Annotated in this window: 11 protein-coding genes; 2 read left to right on the forward strand and 9 right to left on the reverse strand. The window is 65.8% G+C overall.

What is annotated here, in order from left to right; genetic code table 11:
• The first annotated feature begins 140 nt into the window (after nt 1–140).
• Complete coding sequence (locus RUW20_RS18800) at nt 141–2,783, forward strand: hypothetical protein (protein ID WP_313953749.1); 2,643 nt, start codon at nt 141–143, stop codon at nt 2,781–2,783.
• Between the two features lie 42 nt (nt 2,784–2,825).
• On the opposite strand, the gene RUW20_RS18805 is transcribed toward RUW20_RS18800, so the two are convergent.
• The 4 genes from RUW20_RS18805 to RUW20_RS18820 form a co-directional block, all read right to left on the reverse strand.
• Entirely contained in the window at nt 2,826–4,283 is a 1,458-nt protein-coding gene (locus RUW20_RS18805) for an efflux transporter outer membrane subunit (RefSeq protein WP_313953750.1), read from the reverse strand.
• A 1-nt stretch (nt 4,284) separates the two neighbouring features.
• Entirely contained in the window at nt 4,285–7,449 is a 3,165-nt protein-coding gene (locus RUW20_RS18810; protein WP_313953751.1) for an efflux RND transporter permease subunit, read from the reverse strand.
• Between the two features lie 15 nt (nt 7,450–7,464).
• Nucleotides 7,465–8,697, reverse strand: coding sequence for an efflux RND transporter periplasmic adaptor subunit (locus RUW20_RS18815; RefSeq protein WP_313953752.1), 1,233 nt, complete (start codon nt 8,695–8,697; stop codon nt 7,465–7,467).
• Nucleotides 8,698–9,038: 341 nt separating this feature from the next.
• Nucleotides 9,039–9,464, reverse strand: coding sequence for a CHRD domain-containing protein (locus RUW20_RS18820; protein WP_313953753.1), 426 nt, complete (start codon nt 9,462–9,464; stop codon nt 9,039–9,041).
• Nucleotides 9,465–9,898: 434 nt separating this feature from the next.
• On the opposite strand from RUW20_RS18820, the gene RUW20_RS18825 reads away from it, so the two are divergent.
• Complete coding sequence (locus RUW20_RS18825; RefSeq protein ID WP_409559391.1) at nt 9,899–11,008, forward strand: PQQ-dependent sugar dehydrogenase; 1,110 nt, start codon at nt 9,899–9,901, stop codon at nt 11,006–11,008.
• A 31-nt stretch (nt 11,009–11,039) separates the two neighbouring features.
• On the opposite strand, the gene RUW20_RS18830 is transcribed toward RUW20_RS18825, so the two are convergent.
• The 5 genes from RUW20_RS18830 to RUW20_RS18850 form a co-directional block, all read right to left on the reverse strand.
• On the reverse strand, nt 11,040–12,932 hold the full coding sequence (locus RUW20_RS18830) for a DUF4914 family protein (RefSeq protein ID WP_313953754.1): 1,893 nt from the start codon (nt 12,930–12,932) through the stop codon (nt 11,040–11,042).
• A gap of 216 nt (nt 12,933–13,148) precedes the next feature.
• Nucleotides 13,149–13,424, reverse strand: a complete 276-nt coding sequence (locus RUW20_RS18835; RefSeq protein ID WP_313953759.1) for a hypothetical protein — start codon at nt 13,422–13,424, stop codon at nt 13,149–13,151.
• A gap of 78 nt (nt 13,425–13,502) precedes the next feature.
• Complete coding sequence (locus RUW20_RS18840; protein ID WP_313953755.1) at nt 13,503–14,096, reverse strand: YqaA family protein; 594 nt, start codon at nt 14,094–14,096, stop codon at nt 13,503–13,505.
• A gap of 3 nt (nt 14,097–14,099) precedes the next feature.
• Entirely contained in the window at nt 14,100–15,188 is a 1,089-nt protein-coding gene (locus tag RUW20_RS18845) for a YcjF family protein (RefSeq protein WP_409559392.1), read from the reverse strand.
• A 45-nt stretch (nt 15,189–15,233) separates the two neighbouring features.
• Nucleotides 15,234–15,941: ion transporter (locus RUW20_RS18850; RefSeq protein ID WP_313953757.1), on the reverse strand; the 708-nt coding region annotated here is incomplete at its 5' end.

Below are 15,941 nucleotides of genomic sequence, written 5' to 3' on the forward strand. Positions count from 1 at the left end.
AGGACCTGAAAGCTCCTGAAAGGTCCTTTGCGACCCTGAGAGGCGGCCGCTATCATGTCCCGCACCGACTACCGAGCGCCCCGCGACGTGTCGGATGGCGATGGCGCGACAACCGCAAGTCACGATATGGAGGTGACCCTTTGAACCACACCAGCTACCCGCACTGGATCCGTTCTGCTTCGCGCCTTGGCCTGGCGGCCTTGTTGATCTCCGTGGCGCTGCCCACGCCGGCCCAGCAACCGAGTGCGGCACAGGTTGGCGCCATCCGCCAGGCCTGTCGCGCCGACTTCCAGACACACTGCGCCGGTGTGCCCACCGGCGGGTCAGCAGCGCTGACCTGCCTGCAGAAAAACGCCAGCAGCGTATCGCCGGCTTGCCGGCAGGCCTTGCAGGCAGCAAGCGCCAGCGCACCGCCCGCAGCCACACCTGCCAGGAGCGGGGTAGCGAAGCAGTCCTCGCCAGCGAAGGCATCAGCCACAACCACTACCGCCGACAGCTGGCCGCACACGATACGCGCCGACGGCGGCAGCGCTGTCGTCTATCAGCCCCAGATCATTTCCTGGCCCGACCGGCAGACGCTGCACACGCGCATCGCCCTCGCCCTCTCCCCCACCGGCGCCAAGGCGGCAGTCCTCGGGACGATTGAGGTCAGCTTCGCCACTTCGACCGACCTGGGCACGCGCTGGGTGAGCCTGGCGAACCCGCAACTGCTGAGTTCGCGCTTTCCGGCCGCAGACACCGCCCAGGCGCAGCGCTTCGACCAACGCATTCGCGCGGCGCTGGCCGCGCTGCCATTGAAACGCGTTCCGCTGGACACGGTGTTGCTGAGTCTGCGCCAGGATAGCGAAACACCACCGGCGGTGACGCTGCACAATGAGCCGCCGCAGATCTACGTCAGCCAGCGCCCGGCGAGCCTGCTGCTGTTCGACGGCGAGCCGGTGATGGCGCCGGTCGCCGGAACCCCGCTGACCTTGGCCGTGAACACCAACTGGGACGTCTTCTTCGACCGCGACAGCGGCTCCTGGTACTGGCTGAACAATGGTGCATGGCTGCGCGCCGCCGACATCAGGGGGGCGTGGGCACCGGCTGGCGCGCTACCGCCCGCTTTTTCAGCACTACCCAACGACAGCAACTTTGCCGAGGCGCGCAAGGCGATACCCGGTCATCGCATCAGCGCCGCGGAGGTGCCGCAGGTGTTCGTGTCCACCACGCCGGCGGAGATCATCGTCAGCGAAGGCGCACCCCAATTCGCGGCTATCCCGGGCACCTCGCTGGAGTACGTGACGAACACCGATGCGGCGCTGTTTCGCGACACCGGCAGCGGGCAGATGTACTACCTGGTCTCCGGCCGCTGGTTCTCGGCACCCAGCCTCCAGGGCCCATGGTCCTTCGCCACGCCGACCCTGCCGGCCGACTTTGCACGCATTCCGGCCGACGGACCACGCGCTTTCGTGCTCGCTTCGGTGCCCGGCACGGTGCAGGCACAGGAGGCGCTGATCCACGCGCAAATCCCGCAGCAGGCGACCCTCGAGATCTCCAGCGCGAAGCTCGAGGTGAGCTATGCCGGGTCGCCCAGGTTCGAGCCGATCGCCGGCACGGCGATGGCCTACGCGGTGAACACCTCATTCAATGTGGTGCACGCCGAAAACGCCTATTACGCCTGCTACCAGGGCGCGTGGTTCGTCGCCGCCTCGCCGGTCGGTGGGTGGACGCTGGCCAGCGCCGTGCCGCCGGTGATCTACAGCATTCCGCCGAGCAGCCCGCTCTATCCCTGTACCTATGTGCGTGTGTATGCCGCCACACCGGCCACCGTCACCTACGGCTACACCGCTGGCTATACGATGGGCTTCGTCAGCGCCGGGGTGATGGTCTACGGCACCGGTTACTACTACCCGCCATTCGTCTACCCGGGCCCGGTGCCTATCTTCTACCCCTACCCGGTGACTTATGCCGGGGCCACCTACTACAACAGCGCCACCGGCGCCTGGGCGCGTGGCGGGGCGATCTACGGGCCGTACTACGGTGCGCGCGGCGGCTCGGCGTACAACCCGGCAACCGGCGCCTATGCACACGGCGGCTCGGTATACGGCCCCTACGGCGGCGCCGGCGCCTTCTCTGCCTATAACCCGAGTACCGGCAGCTATGCCCACGGCAGCGCCGTCTGGGGCCCCGACGGTGCCAGCGGCAACGCCAGCTGGTACAACGCGCGCACCGGTGTGTCGGGGAGCACCAACCAGAACAGCAACGCCTATGGTCACTGGGGGTCCAGCACCCTGTCGGGCCCGAACCAGACGGTGCACACGCAAAGCCAAGGCAACGCGCGCGGCTCGACGGGCTCCTTCAGTTCCAGCAGCGGCGCCGAGGGGGCCGGTGTGCGAGGCGCCGGCGGCAACAGCGCCGGCGCGGTAAAAACCGCCAACGGCAACGTCTATGCCGGCGCCGACGGCAACGTGTACAAGAAGACCGATGACGGCTGGCAGAAGTACAACGGCGGCTCGTGGAACAATGCGCAGAAGCCGACCAGCGCGCAGCAGTCGCCCGCTGCCAACCGCACGCGGCCGACGAGCGGGGGCAATCTGTCGGGGGCAAGTACAGCCGGAACGGCGGCACCGGCGATGGCGAACAGGGGGCAGAGCTTCGCGGGCTTTGGGCAGCTCGAGCAGGACCACGCGGCGCGTTTCGGTGGCGCGGAGCGGCAACAACGGTTCAGCGCGGCCCGGGAAGGTGGCTTCGCTGGTCGCTTCGGCGGTGGCGGAGGCTTCGGCGGCCGCTTCCGACGCTGAGCGCACGTCCGGCGCTCGCCACCTCGACCGTCGCGGCGCGCCTCAGAACAGCGGCGGCGGTAGCGCTTCGGTGGCGGGCGGCCGGCCGCCGCCCGCGGTAAGCCGGTCCGCCCGGGTCACCCAGCCGCCACCCATCGCCTTGTAGATGTTCACCGACGACACCAGCAACTGCGCGCGAATCGACATCAGGTTCAGCTCCGCCGGAAACAGCGCCTGTTCGGCCTGCAGCACCGTCGAATAGTCAGTGTAGCCGCCTTCGTACAGCTTGCGCGACAGGCCGGTGTACTCCTTCAGCGCCGCCACCAGACGGATCTGTGCCTGCAGCTGTTTCTTCAGATTGCTGTTGGCGGCCAGCGCGTTGTCGACATCGGCAAAAGCATTGCGGATCGACAGCTGGTAGTTCAGCAACGCAGCGCCCTGGGCAGCTTCGGCCTGCGCCACCTGGCCGCTGATCGCGCCGAAGGTGAAGATCGGTCCGACCAGCGAGCCGGCATAGCTCCACACCCTGGCCGGCCCGGTGAACAGCTTGGACAGTTCGGCGCTGGCGTTGCCCAGGCTGCCGGTGAGCGAGATGGCCGGGAAGTACAGCGCCTTGGCCGCGCCGATCTGGGCGTTGGCGGCGATCAACTGCTGCTCGGCCTGCAGCAAGTCGGGTCGCCGCTCGAGCAACTGCGAAGGCACGCCCGCGGGCACCACCGGCAGCGCCAGCTGATCGATTGAGCTGCCGCGGGTGATCGGGCCGGGGTCGCGGCCGACCAGCACCGCCAGCGCGTTCTGCGTCTGCGCGATGTTCGATTCGAGCAGCGGAATCTGCGCCGCTGCCGCCTCGTACTGCGATTGCGCCTGCGCCACGTTCATCATCGACACCTGCCCGTACTTGAACTGCAGCTTGAACAGATCGACCGATTCGGCGTAGGTCTGCAAAGTCTGTCGTGCCACCACCAACTGCGCATCCAGGCCGCGCAACTGCAGGTAGCCGTTGGCCACCGACGCCACCAGCGACAGCACCACCCCCCGGCGCGCCTCGTTGGTGGCCAGCACATCGGCCAGCGTCGCTTCCGACTGGCGCTGGATGCGGCCCCAAAGATCGATCTCCCAGCTCGCCGAGACCCCGGCCTGGTAGCTATTGGTCGGATTCGGGTAGTCGGGCAAATGCGCGGCGAAGGCCGGCTCGCGCGCACGCTCACGGCCGGCGTTGGCGCCGTAGCCGAGCTGCGGAAAGAGCTGCGAACGTACCTGCGGCAACAGCGCCGCGGCCTGCTCGACCTTCGCCGCGGCGATGGCGATGTTGCTGTTGTGCGCCAGCGCCTCGTCGATCAGGGCGTCGAGCACGGGGTCCTTGAACTGCTGCCACCACAAGGTATCGGCGCTGTCGGCGGCGTCCCTGGTGGCGTACTGGAAGGCTGCCGGTGCCGCGATCTCCGGACGCTTGTAGTCCGGTCCGAGCACGCAGCCGGCGAGCATCACGACAGCGACGAAGATGGCGAGCAGGCGCCGCACCTCAGTCTCCCTCCGCCGCTGCCGCGGTGTCTGCGGCGCTCGCCGCCGCGCCTTTCCGGCGCTCAGCGAAGCGGTCGAAGATGTAGAAGAACAGCGGCACGTAGAGCATGGCCAGCGTCGTCTCGCCAATCATGCCGCCGATGATGCCGGTGCCGATCGAATGGCGCGCATTGGCGCCGGCGCCCAGCGCCAGCGCCAGCGGCAGGCAACCGACGGCGAAGGCCAACGAGGTCATGATGATCGGCCGCAAGCGCTGCTCGCCGGCCATACGCGTCGCATCCATGATGCTGTGGCCCTGCTTGCGGAAATCCACCGCCGCCGAGACGCGCAGCACCGCGTTCTTGGCGCCCAGGCCGATCAGCACCAGCAGGCCGATCTGGAAGTACACGTCGTTCTCCAGCCCGCGAATGGCGTTGACGGCCAGCGCGCCGAGCACACCGAAGGGGATGGCCGTCATCACCGCGCCCGGCAGGGTCCAGCTTTCGTACTGCGCGGCCAGCACCAGGAAGACGATCAGCAGGCCAAAGGCGAAGGCCAGCATCGAGGTGCCGCCGGATTGCTTCTCGTCGAAGGCCAGCCCCGACCAGGCCGGCCGGTATTGCGCGGGCATCGCGGCGGCCACTTCCTCCATCGCCGCGATGGCCTGGCCCGAGCTGTAGCCGGCCGCGGCGCTGCCGATGATCTTGGCCGAGGGGAAGCCGTTGAAGTGCGGCAGGATGTCCGGCCCCGAGGTCCAGCTGGTGTTGACCACCGCCGACAGCGGCACCATCTGGCCCTGGTGGCTACGCGTGTACAGCCGCGTCAGGTCGGAGGGCTGCTCGCGATAGCGCGCGTCCGATTGCACGATGACCCACCAGACGCGGCTGAACTGGCTGAACTGGCTGACGGTGAGCGAGCCGAACTGCGCCTGGATGGCGCTGTACACGTCCTGCACCGGCACGCCGAGCAAGGTGGCCTTGTCGCGGTCGACCTCGGCGCGCAATTGCTGCGCGCTGGCGGTGAAGGTGCTGTTCAATCCGGTCAGCTCCGGGCGCTGGCGCGCGCGCTCCAGAAAGGCCTTGGTCTGCACGTCGAGCTCGACCGGCGAGCCGGCGGCGGTGTCCTGGATCCAGAACTCGAAGCCGCCGGTGGTGCCGATGCCGGGAATGGGCGGCGGCGCGATCGGCAGCACGATGCCTTCCTCGATCAGCTTGGCCTCGTTGAACAGCTGCACCAGGATGGCGCGCGCGTTCTGTTCCTTGGCGGCCGCGATCGAGCCGTAGCGTTCCTTGAAGTCCTTGAAGGTGACGAAGAAAGTGGCGGCGTTGTTCTTGAAGCCGCCGTCGATCAGGCTGTAGCCGCTGACCATCGAGCGCTTGTCCACGCCCGGTATCCTGGCCAGCATCGCGTCGACCCGTTCGGCCACCGCCTGCGTGCGGTCCAGGCTGGCCGATTGCGGCATGATGATCGCCACCACCGCGTAGCCCTGGTCCTCCTGTGGCACGAAGCTGGTGGGCAGGATCTGGAACAGGTGCCAGATGGCGTACAGAAAGACGCCGAGGAGCACGAAGGCAACCACCATACGCTTGATGACAAATTCCACCGCATGGCCGAAGGCGCGCGTCACCCGGTCAACCTGGCGGTTGAACCAGGCGAAGGGCCCGCGCTGCGGCGGCGGGTTGTGTTTCAGCAGCGCGGCGCACATCGCCGGCGTCAGCGTCAGCGCGATGAAGCCCGACACCGACACCGAGATGACGATGGTGATGGCGAACTGCTTGTACAGCTGCCCGGTGGTGCCGGGCAGGAAGGCCGCCGGGATAAACACCGAGGCCATCACCAGCACCACCGCCACCAACGAGCTGCCGATTTCGCCCATCGAGCGGATCGTCGCCTCCTTCGGCCCGATGTGGTGCTGCTGCATGTTGCGCTCGACGTTCTCGCACACCACGATGGCGTCGTCGACGACCATTCCGATGGCCAGGATCAGCCCGAACAGCGTCAGCAGGTTGATCGAGAAGCCCAGCGCCAGCATGCCGGCGAAGGTGGCGATCAGCGAGACGATGACGGCCACCGCGCAGATCAGCGTGGTGCGCAGACTCTGCAGGAACAGGTACACCACCAGCACCACCAGCACCAGCGCCTCAGCCAGCGTCTTCAGCACCTCCTCGATCGACAGGCGCACGAAGTCGTTGGTGTCCAGCGCGATGGCGTAGTCGATGCCGTCGGGGAAGCGCGCCTTCATCTCCTCGAGCGCCTTGCGCACCGCATTCGACACCAGCAGCCCGTTGGCGCCGGGCTGCTGGTAGATGGCGATGAAGGTGGCCGGCGCGTTGTTCAGGCGGGTGTCGGCGACGTACTGGCGCAGCCCGACCTCGGCGCGCGCCACCGCGCCCAGGCGCACGATGGCGCTCTGCTTCTGGTCGGCACGCAGGATGATGTTCTCGTACTGGCGCGGATCGGTGAACTGGCTTTGCGTGACCACCGGGAAGGTCAGCGCCACCGGCTTGTCGTTCGGCGGCTGGCCCACCTGGCCGGCGCCGAAGAGCTGGTTCTGCTGGTTCACCGCGTTGGCGATGTCGCTGGTGGTGATGCTCAGCGAGGCCATGCGGTCCGGGTTCATCCAGATGCGCATGGCCTGGTCGGGCACGCCCATGATCTGCGCCTGGCCGGCGCCCGGCACGCGCTTGAGCGCATCCAGCACATAGACGTTGGCGTAGTTGGCCACGTACTCGGCGCTGTAGCGCGCGGCCTGGCCGGTGATGGCCACCAGCATCATGATCGTGGCCGACTTCTTCTGCACCGACACCCCCTGCTGCGTCACCGCCGAGGGCAACTGCGGCAGCGCCAGGTTGACGCGGTTCTGCACCTGCACCTGGGCGATGTCGGGGTCGGTGTCGAGCGCGAAGAACACCGTCAACAGCAGCTGCCCGGTCGCCGAACTGGTGCTGCTCATGTAGAGCATGCTGTCCACGCCGTTGATCTGCGCCTCGATCGGCGAGGCCACCGAATCGGCCAGCGTCTTCGAATCGGCACCCGGGTAGGTGGCCTGCACCGTCACCTGCACCGGCGTGATCGACGGGTACTGCTGCACCGGCAGCGCGGTGATCGACAGCAGCCCGGCGATGCAGATGAGCAGCGCGACGACCACCGCGAAGATCGGCCGCTCGATGAAAAAGCGCGAGAACATGCGTGGCGCGCTGCGTCAGCGGCTGGCGGCGGCGGCCGGCGCCGACGCTGATGCCGATGCTGATGCCGATGCCGCGTTGCCGTTGCGCGCAGTGACGATCACCTTGGCGCCGCTGGACAGGCGCTGGCCGCCGTCGACCACCAGTTGATCATCGGCGTGCAGGCCCTCGCTGATGAACCAGTTGTCTTCGTACCAGCCGCCCACCGTCACCGGCCGCAGTTCGGCCTTGCCGTCCTTGTCGACCAGCCAGACGAAGTGGCCCTGGCCGCTCTGCTGCACCGCCCGCTGTGGAACCAGGATGGCGCCCGGCCGGATCGCGCCCTTCAAGCGTGCACGCACGTACTGGTTCGGCCGCAGCAGGCCTTTCGGGTTGTCCACCGAAGCACGGATAAGGAAAGTGCCGGTCTGCGCGTTGTAAGAAGGGTCGGTGAACGTGATGTGGCCGGTGAACGGGTAAACGCTGCCGTCCACCTGCTCGATCTCGACCAGCATGTTGCGGTCCTTCGGCAACACTAGTCGGCCGGCCGCAATATCGTTTTCGATGCGCTGGTACTCGTTTTCGGACAGGCTGAAGTTGACCCACATCGGCGACAGCACGGACACCGTGGTGAGCTGGCTGTTCTGCGGACTGACGTAGCTGCCTTCGGCCACTGCGGCGTAGCTGGAAATGCCGTTCACCGGCGAACGAATGACGGTGTACGACAGGTTGAGCTGGGCTGTATCGAGCTGTGCCTTCGATTGCGCCACCGCCGCGGCCGCCTGCTCGTACTGCCCTTCGGCGTTATCGAGGTCCTTCTGCGACAGCGCGTTGAGCTGAGCCAGCGGCCGCGTGCGCTTGAGATTCGCCGTCGCCACCTGCAGCGACGCCTGATTGCGCTGCATCGCCGCGGCGGCGGCATCGACCTGCGCCTGGAACGGCTTCTGGTCCATGCGGAACAGGACCTGGCCGGCCTTGACCAGCGAACCTTCCTTGTAGACGCGCTTGTCAAGGAAGCCCGAGACCCGCGCCTGAATGTTCACTGCCTGCGAACTCTGCGTCTGAGCGACGTACTCGGCCGACACCGGCACATCACGCGCCTCGACGGTGAGCGTCGTAACATCCAGCGGCGCCGGCGGGGGCTTCGCCGGCCGCTTGCCGCAGCCGGCCAGCGCCAGCATGCCGATGGCGACGAAGATCGCCGCACGGCATGGCGCGGAACGCCAGCCCGGGCTACCGCCCAGGCGCATGGCCGGGCGAATGAGCGCCATCGTCCGCGGCGCTGGCCAGCAACAAGCAAACCATCGATCGCGTGCCACTCGTTCGAAAAATCAGCTGTTGGCGAAGCCGGATCGCATCCATCCCGGTGGTCCTTGCAGGAGTTGATTGCCAGCTGGCAATGGTCATTGCGGACAGCGAGCGCGCCACTGAACCGGGCCTTGCTGGCTGGGCTTCCGTGGGCCGTCCGCCACTGCTTGCACGACAGGAAAACCCATGAACTCTCGAAAAGTATCGACGATTCCCGCGGCCACGGTCAATCGCCAGGTTTAGCGAGGTCGCCGCGCGGGTTCACCCAAAACACCGCGCCAGTTGAAATGAGGAAAGGCGGGGCCTACTGCAGCTGCCCGCGGATTTCGCCACCGGGATTCGCCGCGCTGTGCACGTTGATGTACAGCTCGCCGGCCTTGAAGCTCGCGACCTGCTCTGCGGTGAGCCTGGCGCCAGGCGGAACCTTGTAAGTGTCGCCGTCCTTCACCAGCGGTACGATCACGGGACCGCTGTGGCGGGCGGCGCCCTGGTGGATGTGTGCGGCGGTGCCCACGACACCGGTCGTGCTGACACTGCCCGAGACCGCGCCATCGTCGCCGACGACGATCATGCCGCCGCCGCTGGCCGAAGTGGTCACCGGTGGAATCTCGTTGGTACCCCACAGCATCACCCTGACCTCGTCAGCTGACGCGGCGGTACCGACTGCGCCGAGCAACAGGGCAGCTGCCAGGGTCCGCAGGTAGGCTGGCGGTTTCTTGCTTGCATTCATTGCACTCTCCGATCTGTTTGTTTTGGGGTGAGCCCGGTCCGCACCGCCGGCCCGATGAGACAGAATCAATGACGCGACATTCAATGCCCGGCCCGCGAGAAAGGCTGTCCGTGGCCGCCACAGGCCGTCGGGGGCGTCCTCGACGGTCGCTGCCAAAGATCCGATAGAGTAGCACCACCGGCCAGCATTTCTGCCGCGACTTTCAGCTTCCTGACCAGTGCACGGAGCGCGGTCGGGTCGCCATCCACACGCGGCGTGGCGACCCGCATCAGCCGGGCGGCCTCGTTGGCAGGCGAGTGGCGTATGCTCGTGACAGGCCGGTGGCCAGCGCTGCGATCGTGGCGGCAATGCCTTGACGAAAGAACGGACCGATGAGCCCTGCGAAAACCAATCAACGCGTCGGCGCCCGGCGAGCGACCCGGTGAGGAATTGACATGCGCAAAATGATGGCCGGTCTTGGCCTTGCTCTGGCGCTGATCGCGATGACGCTGACGGCCGCCGAGTTGCCGCTGGAGCGCATCAAATTGCCACCGGGTTTCGCCATCGAACCCTGGGCACGAGTCGACAACGCCCGACAGATGGCGTTGGGGCGCCACGATGGCCATGGCGGCACGCTTTTTGTCGGTTCAATGCAGGCCGGGAAAGTGCATGCCGTGCGCTTCGACGCCAACTTCAGGGTGCAAGGCGTCACGGTCGTCGCCAGTGGTCTGCAGCGGCCGGTAGGGGTGGCTTACAAGGACGGGAGTCTCTACGTCTCGGCGGTGAGCCGGATCCTGCGTTACGACCAGGTCGAACAACACCTGGCGCAGCCGCCGACGGCAGTGTTGGTGACTGACCGCCTGCCGACCGAGACGCATCATGGCTGGAAATTCATCGCCTTCGGGCCGGATGGCAAGCTCTACGTGCCGGTCGGCGCACCTTGCAACATCTGTGAAGCCGATCCGCAGCGCTACGCAAATATCTTGCGCATGAATGCCGACGGCAGCGCCATGGAAATTTTTGCCAGGGGTGTGCGCAACAGCGTCGGCTTCGATTGGCAGCCCCACACGGGCGAATTGTGGTTCACCGACAACGGCCGCGATCTGCTCGGCGACGACTTGCCGCCCGACGAACTCAACCATGCCCCACGGGCCGGCATGCATTTCGGCTATCCGTACTGCCACGGCGGCGACTTGCCCGATCCGGAATTCGGCGCCAGACGCAGCTGCCACGAGTTCACCGCGCCGGCGCAGAAACTGGCGCCGCACGCGGCCGCGCTGGGCATGCGCTTTTACACCGGGACGATGTTCCCGCCGACTTACCGCAACCAGATCTTCATCGCCGAGCACGGTTCGTGGAACCGCTCGAAGAAGATCGGCTACCGGGTCACGCTGGTGCGTCTGCAGGGCGCCCGGGCGATCGCCTATGAGACTTTCGCCGACGGCTGGCTGAATGGCGAAAGCGCCTGGGGGCGCCCCGCCGATGTCCTGGTATTGCCCGATGGCTCCCTGCTGGTGGCCGACGACCACGCCGGCGCCATTTATCGCATCACCTATCGCGGCTGAGGGGCTGCCCCGCGGGGGAAGAGGCCCGCTGTCAATCATCCTCCTCCAGCACGGTGATCGGCAGCAGCGCCACGTAGTCCTCGACGCTACCGCCGGCCAGGCAGCATTGGATGATCTTGCGGCCCACGGGATTGAGGTCGGCTTCGAGGAACTGGGTCAATTCCTGGTGGAAAAACTCGGTCAGTTGCTTGGCACCGAGGTCATAGGCCTCGTTGCCGACCTCCGGCTGTTTTTCGACCCGTAGCAGAATGCCGGGAATGGTCTGCCCCTCGACCACCACGCTCTTCATCGCGAAGCCGAGCAACGGGCAGCGCGAGGGAGCGACCTGCTCTTGCGAGAAACGCGCGCCACCGCGGCGAGCGAGATACTCGCGGGCGATCCATTGCGGCATGAAGCCGGTCTCCCACGCACCGACGTGCTGATTCGGGCACAGGATGTACTTCATGCGCGGCGTGGCGATAATCTGATCGAGCAGCAAGTTGGCCTGGTCCACCATGCGGCCGGTCGCGAACGGCCAGTACGAACCCACACCTTCCGAACTCATCCCTTCGGTGGTCACGATGCTGGGATTGGCATGGCCGCGCGGCGCGACCAGACGCCACAACCAGGCCAGCGCCGGCGGCAGCAGATGGAACAGGCCGATGATGCCGTAGGTCGGATTTTCGATCGTGTTCGGTGGGCAGCGCACGCCGAAGCTGCGGATGTCGACACTCACGGCGCCCTGATAGACGCCAGGCACTGCCTTGCGCGGCACGACCACGCGCGGGTTCGGGCACGGCTTGCCGGGCTCGTCCTCGATGTGCTCCCAGATCAACGCGGTGCCACCCGGATGGGCGTCAATATTGAGAAACAACAGCGGCTCGGTGGGATGAATGGTCATCTTCTCGAGGTTGGGGTCGGTCCCGTAGTGGGTAATGTGATTGACGCGCACGAACCAGCCCTGTTCCGCATCCATCAAGCCCAGGCGGCCATCGTTCTTGCCGAGCGAGGGATGGCACAAGGCCATGTCGTCGGTCACAGCGCGCAGTTCGCAGTTGTGCGGCAGCACCAGGGTGCGGCGTTCCCCCGACAGCACATTGGTGCCGAGCAGCAGCGCCCCGTCCTTCTGGCGATGCACCTGCTCCAAAATTTCGCTCTTGCCACCGCCGCTGGCGCCCTCGTGCATGATGCACAGCTTGTTCGCATAAGGGGTGATGACCTGCACCGTCGCGCAGTGCGCGGTCAGCCAGTGTTCGCGTTCGCCGAGGGCGAGCAGGACGCCGTAGATGCCTTTCTTGGCACTGGGGCCCGGATAGAGGTTGTAACTGAACAACTCGTGCCGGCCGGGACGGCGGTTGTGCACCACCATCTGCTTGCCTTTGAAATGGGTATGGCGGAAGGGCGGGGCGACGAAGATCACGGCCTGGGGGTCGAAATCCGGCGACAAGGCATTTTCGTCCAGGATCCCCTGCAGCAAAGCCAGACCGAGGGCGAAGAAGCCAGCGTTGGCCGGAGCAACGACCAATGCGTCGGCACCGATGCCGGGGGCGCCGGCGATAAAGGGAAACAGCGCCAGTTCCTGGGTCTTGAGCCAGGCGAAAGTTTCAGCGCGCAGCGACTCGAACGACTCACCGTACTGGTCCTCGAAGCGGGGCTTGTCGGTGGGCAGTTGGTCGGCGATGACCATGCAATCGGGATCGCGGCGGCGCATGTAGGGTTCGACGTAGTTGGCCGCGATGCCGTTCTTCACCCGGCACACCTTGGCCTCCAGCACCCGGCCCCGGCCAGGCACTTCATAGGCCACCTCATGCACGCCATTCACGGCGTCACGCGTGGCCAGCTCGTACAACTCTTGCCAGGTACTGGCGACGGTATATTTCGGGCATGCTTCCAGAATCTCCTGTACCGACAAGGGGAGCTGGAAACCGACATTCACTTTGCTCATGACAAATGCGCTCCTGCAAAAAAGCCCCATTAATTCAAGGGCACTGGACAAAGTATACCAGCGCGATCGGCCGCAAAAAAGACTCGAAAAGACGAAAGAACTTGTTTCTGATCAATGTTTTATCGCATTGACACAGGCCACGCCGACCCTGCAAGAACGTGCTTCGGAGACCTCGCGATACTGGTGCTCCGACACGGCAAATCGCGGCCTCTCGAATCACCTCGTCAGGCCTGTATAAAGCTGCGGCAGATGTTCCGGCAGGCGCTCGACCTGATCGAGAAACAGATAGTTGAGCTGGCCAAAAATGCCCTTCGGGTACTGATCGGCGCGTGGATCGAGCGTCAGGCAGTAGGGCGATGTGCTGCTGTGGCTGAAACGGGCGGTCGCTTCGTGCCGTCTTTCCGCGCCGCCGCCACCTCGATCGACAAACGCCCTGACTACCGCGCCGGGGACCATTTCCCGAATCCGCCGCAGCACGGAAGCGCTACGCACCTGGCCGCTGACCGGGGCTTGTAGCTGCTTACACTTATCGCCCTGACGGTGGTGGCGTTGCCGGCAGCATGATTGTCGTCACGACGCGGCTGCCCAGCGGTAGAGCAGGCCACCAAGCACCAACAGGGCGACGGTCGCCCAGCCCAGGCGGTCAACGTAGCGGTGCAGCACCGCCTCCATGCGCGCCCCGCCCCAGGCCATCAGCCCGGCCACCAGGAAAAAACGCGCCCCACGGCGGCCGATGAACGAAGCCAGGGTAAAGGGCAGCACCGCCATCGACAGGGCACCAGCGGCAATGGTGAACACCTTGTAGGGAATCGGCGAAAAGCCGGCGATGAAGATCGCCCAGAAACCCCATTCATCAAACCAGGTTATCGCCCTTTGATAGGTCGGCCAGTAGTGCGACTCGCGCAGCCAGGGTTCGATGGCGTCGAAAGCAAAGTAGCCGATGGCGTAACCGAGCAGGCCGCCAGCCACCGAGGCAAGCGTCGTGATCAAGGCAAACCACCAGGCCCGCCGCGGGTTGGCGAGGCTCATCGGCGCGAGCATCACATCCGGCGGCACCGGAAAGAACGACGATTCCGCGAAGCTCATGCCGCTCAGATACCAGTGGGCATGACGATGCCGCGACCAAACCATGGCGCGCGAATAAAGGGGAGAAAACAGCTTCACGACTCAGCCACCACGCACCATGGACATGACGCTGCCCATGTCGAGTGTCGCCGCCCGCTGCTGGATTTGCGGCAGGTATTGGGCCTGCATCTGCTTGGCCGGGCCGAGCAGATTCTGAAAGCTGTCGCGCAGTACCGCCGTACTCATGACCCGCCCGCCGGCGTAGTAGCGCTTGGCGAGTTGACCCAGCGCGTAGGTGGTGGCAAAGGAGAAGGCCATCCCTGTGGCGGCCTTCCCCACCTTGCCGAAGGTCTTGCCCGCAGCCTTGCCGAGCAGCCCGCCGAGGAGTTTGCGACCGAACTGTTCGAGATACTGCGAGGTCAGTCCCACCCCGGCAGCGGCGATGAATTCCTTGATGTGCCCCTGGTCGAGATCGACTCCATGCGCCTTGCCGACGGCGTAGACCATCCTGATCTGCAGCGGAATGATGGCCATCGATGCCCAGGACTGCGGCAGCAGTTCCAGGGCGCCATTGAGCAGCGCGTAGTTGAGGATGGACTTGTCCAGCTGCGCTTCGGCGACGTTCGGCTGCGCCACCACCGGGCCGGGCGCGGCGACGGAAACGGCAGCGGCCACCTCGGGCGCAGCAGCTTCGGACAGGGCGACCACCCCCTCGGCTTCACCCTCGAAGGCGGCGGCCTCCTCTGCATCGAGCTTGAGCCGCGATTTCAGTTCGTCCAGAAAACGCTGCTCGATGTCGCTCTGCCGCCCGTCCGCGTCGCACACGCAAACCGCCATTTCATACGCCAACTGACGCAAGCCGGGCTCGCCCAGCGCGGCAGCCGCCGTCTGCAGCGTTACCCGCTTGAGCAGCACGTCCTGATAGAGCCGGGCGAGGTCGGGCGCGCCGGCTTCAGCGGCAAGGGAGTCGGCGATGCGGCGTATTTCCTCACGCTCACGGTCATGCTTGGCGCCGTCGACAAAGGCGGCATAGAGGGCAATGGCAAGGATGGACTTCTGCTGTTCAGCGTTCATGAGAGGTTTCCCGAGAGCTGGTGCGGGTGACGAAAGGGCGCGCTGGCCACGCTGCGTACGATTTACGCTCGACTCCATGGCGTTGTCGCTCGAGGCGTTGACCGTAGACCTGGCCATCGCCAATCAGGCGCTGCCAGGAGCGGGCCGTATCGCCATTGCCGATCATCTTGCCGCCGGCTGCTCAACTGACTGGACCGGCGTAATGGTCGCGGCCGGCCGCGACTGCGTCAGCAGTGTTTTCAGCTCGCGAATCTCTACCCGCATGGCGCGTAGTTCGGCGTGCAGGTCGACCTCGATGTGTTCGCGGGCATCCGCGACGGCGGCCACGGTTTCCTGGTGCTCCTGCTCGCTGAAGGTCTGCATGGCGTTGACGATGATGGCAATGAACAGGTTGAGCATGGTGAAGGTGGCCACCAGAATGAAGGGCACGAAGAAGGCCCAGGCATAGGGGAAGTTCTCCATCACCGGGCGGGCGATGCCCATCGACCAGCTCTCCAGGGTCATGATCTGGAACAGGGTGTACACCGAGCGACCGAGATGACCGAACCATTCCGGGTAGTCGGCGGCGAACAGATTGGTCGCGATGACCGCAAACACGTAGTAGATGATCGCCAACACCAGGACGATCGATGCCAGTCCGGGAACGGCACCCAGCAGCGCACCGACGACGCGGCGCATGGAGGGCACTGCGGTCAGCAGGCGCAGCACGCGCAGCACGCGCAAGGCCCGCAGCACGGCCAGCTGGCCCGTAGCCGGCAACAGGGCAATGGCAACCACGATGAAGTCGAAAACGCTCCACGGGTCACGCCAGAAACCCCGCCGATGGACGTAGAGACGCAAGGCGATCTCCACCACGAACACCGCCAGGAT

Source organism: Accumulibacter sp. (assembly GCF_032229525.1).
Lineage (GTDB): Bacteria > Pseudomonadota > Gammaproteobacteria > Burkholderiales > Rhodocyclaceae > Accumulibacter.

Bases quoted from the DNA above. Each gene is read 5' to 3' on its own strand.
- RUW20_RS18810 (WP_313953751.1), bottom strand. From the start codon at position 7,449: ATGTTCTCGCGCTTTTTCATCGAGCGGCCGATCTTCGCGGTGGTCGTC.
- RUW20_RS18815 (WP_313953752.1), bottom strand. From the start codon at position 8,697: ATGGCGCTCATTCGCCCGGCCATGCGCCTGGGCGGTAGCCCGGGCTGG.
- RUW20_RS18820 (WP_313953753.1), bottom strand. From the start codon at position 9,464: ATGAATGCAAGCAAGAAACCGCCAGCCTACCTGCGGACCCTGGCAGCT.
- RUW20_RS18825 (WP_409559391.1), top strand. From the start codon at position 9,899: ATGCGCAAAATGATGGCCGGTCTTGGCCTTGCTCTGGCGCTGATCGCG.
- RUW20_RS18830 (WP_313953754.1), bottom strand. From the start codon at position 12,932: ATGAGCAAAGTGAATGTCGGTTTCCAGCTCCCCTTGTCGGTACAGGAG.
- RUW20_RS18845 (WP_409559392.1), bottom strand. From the start codon at position 15,188: ATGGCCAGGTCTACGGTCAACGCCTCGAGCGACAACGCCATGGAGTCG.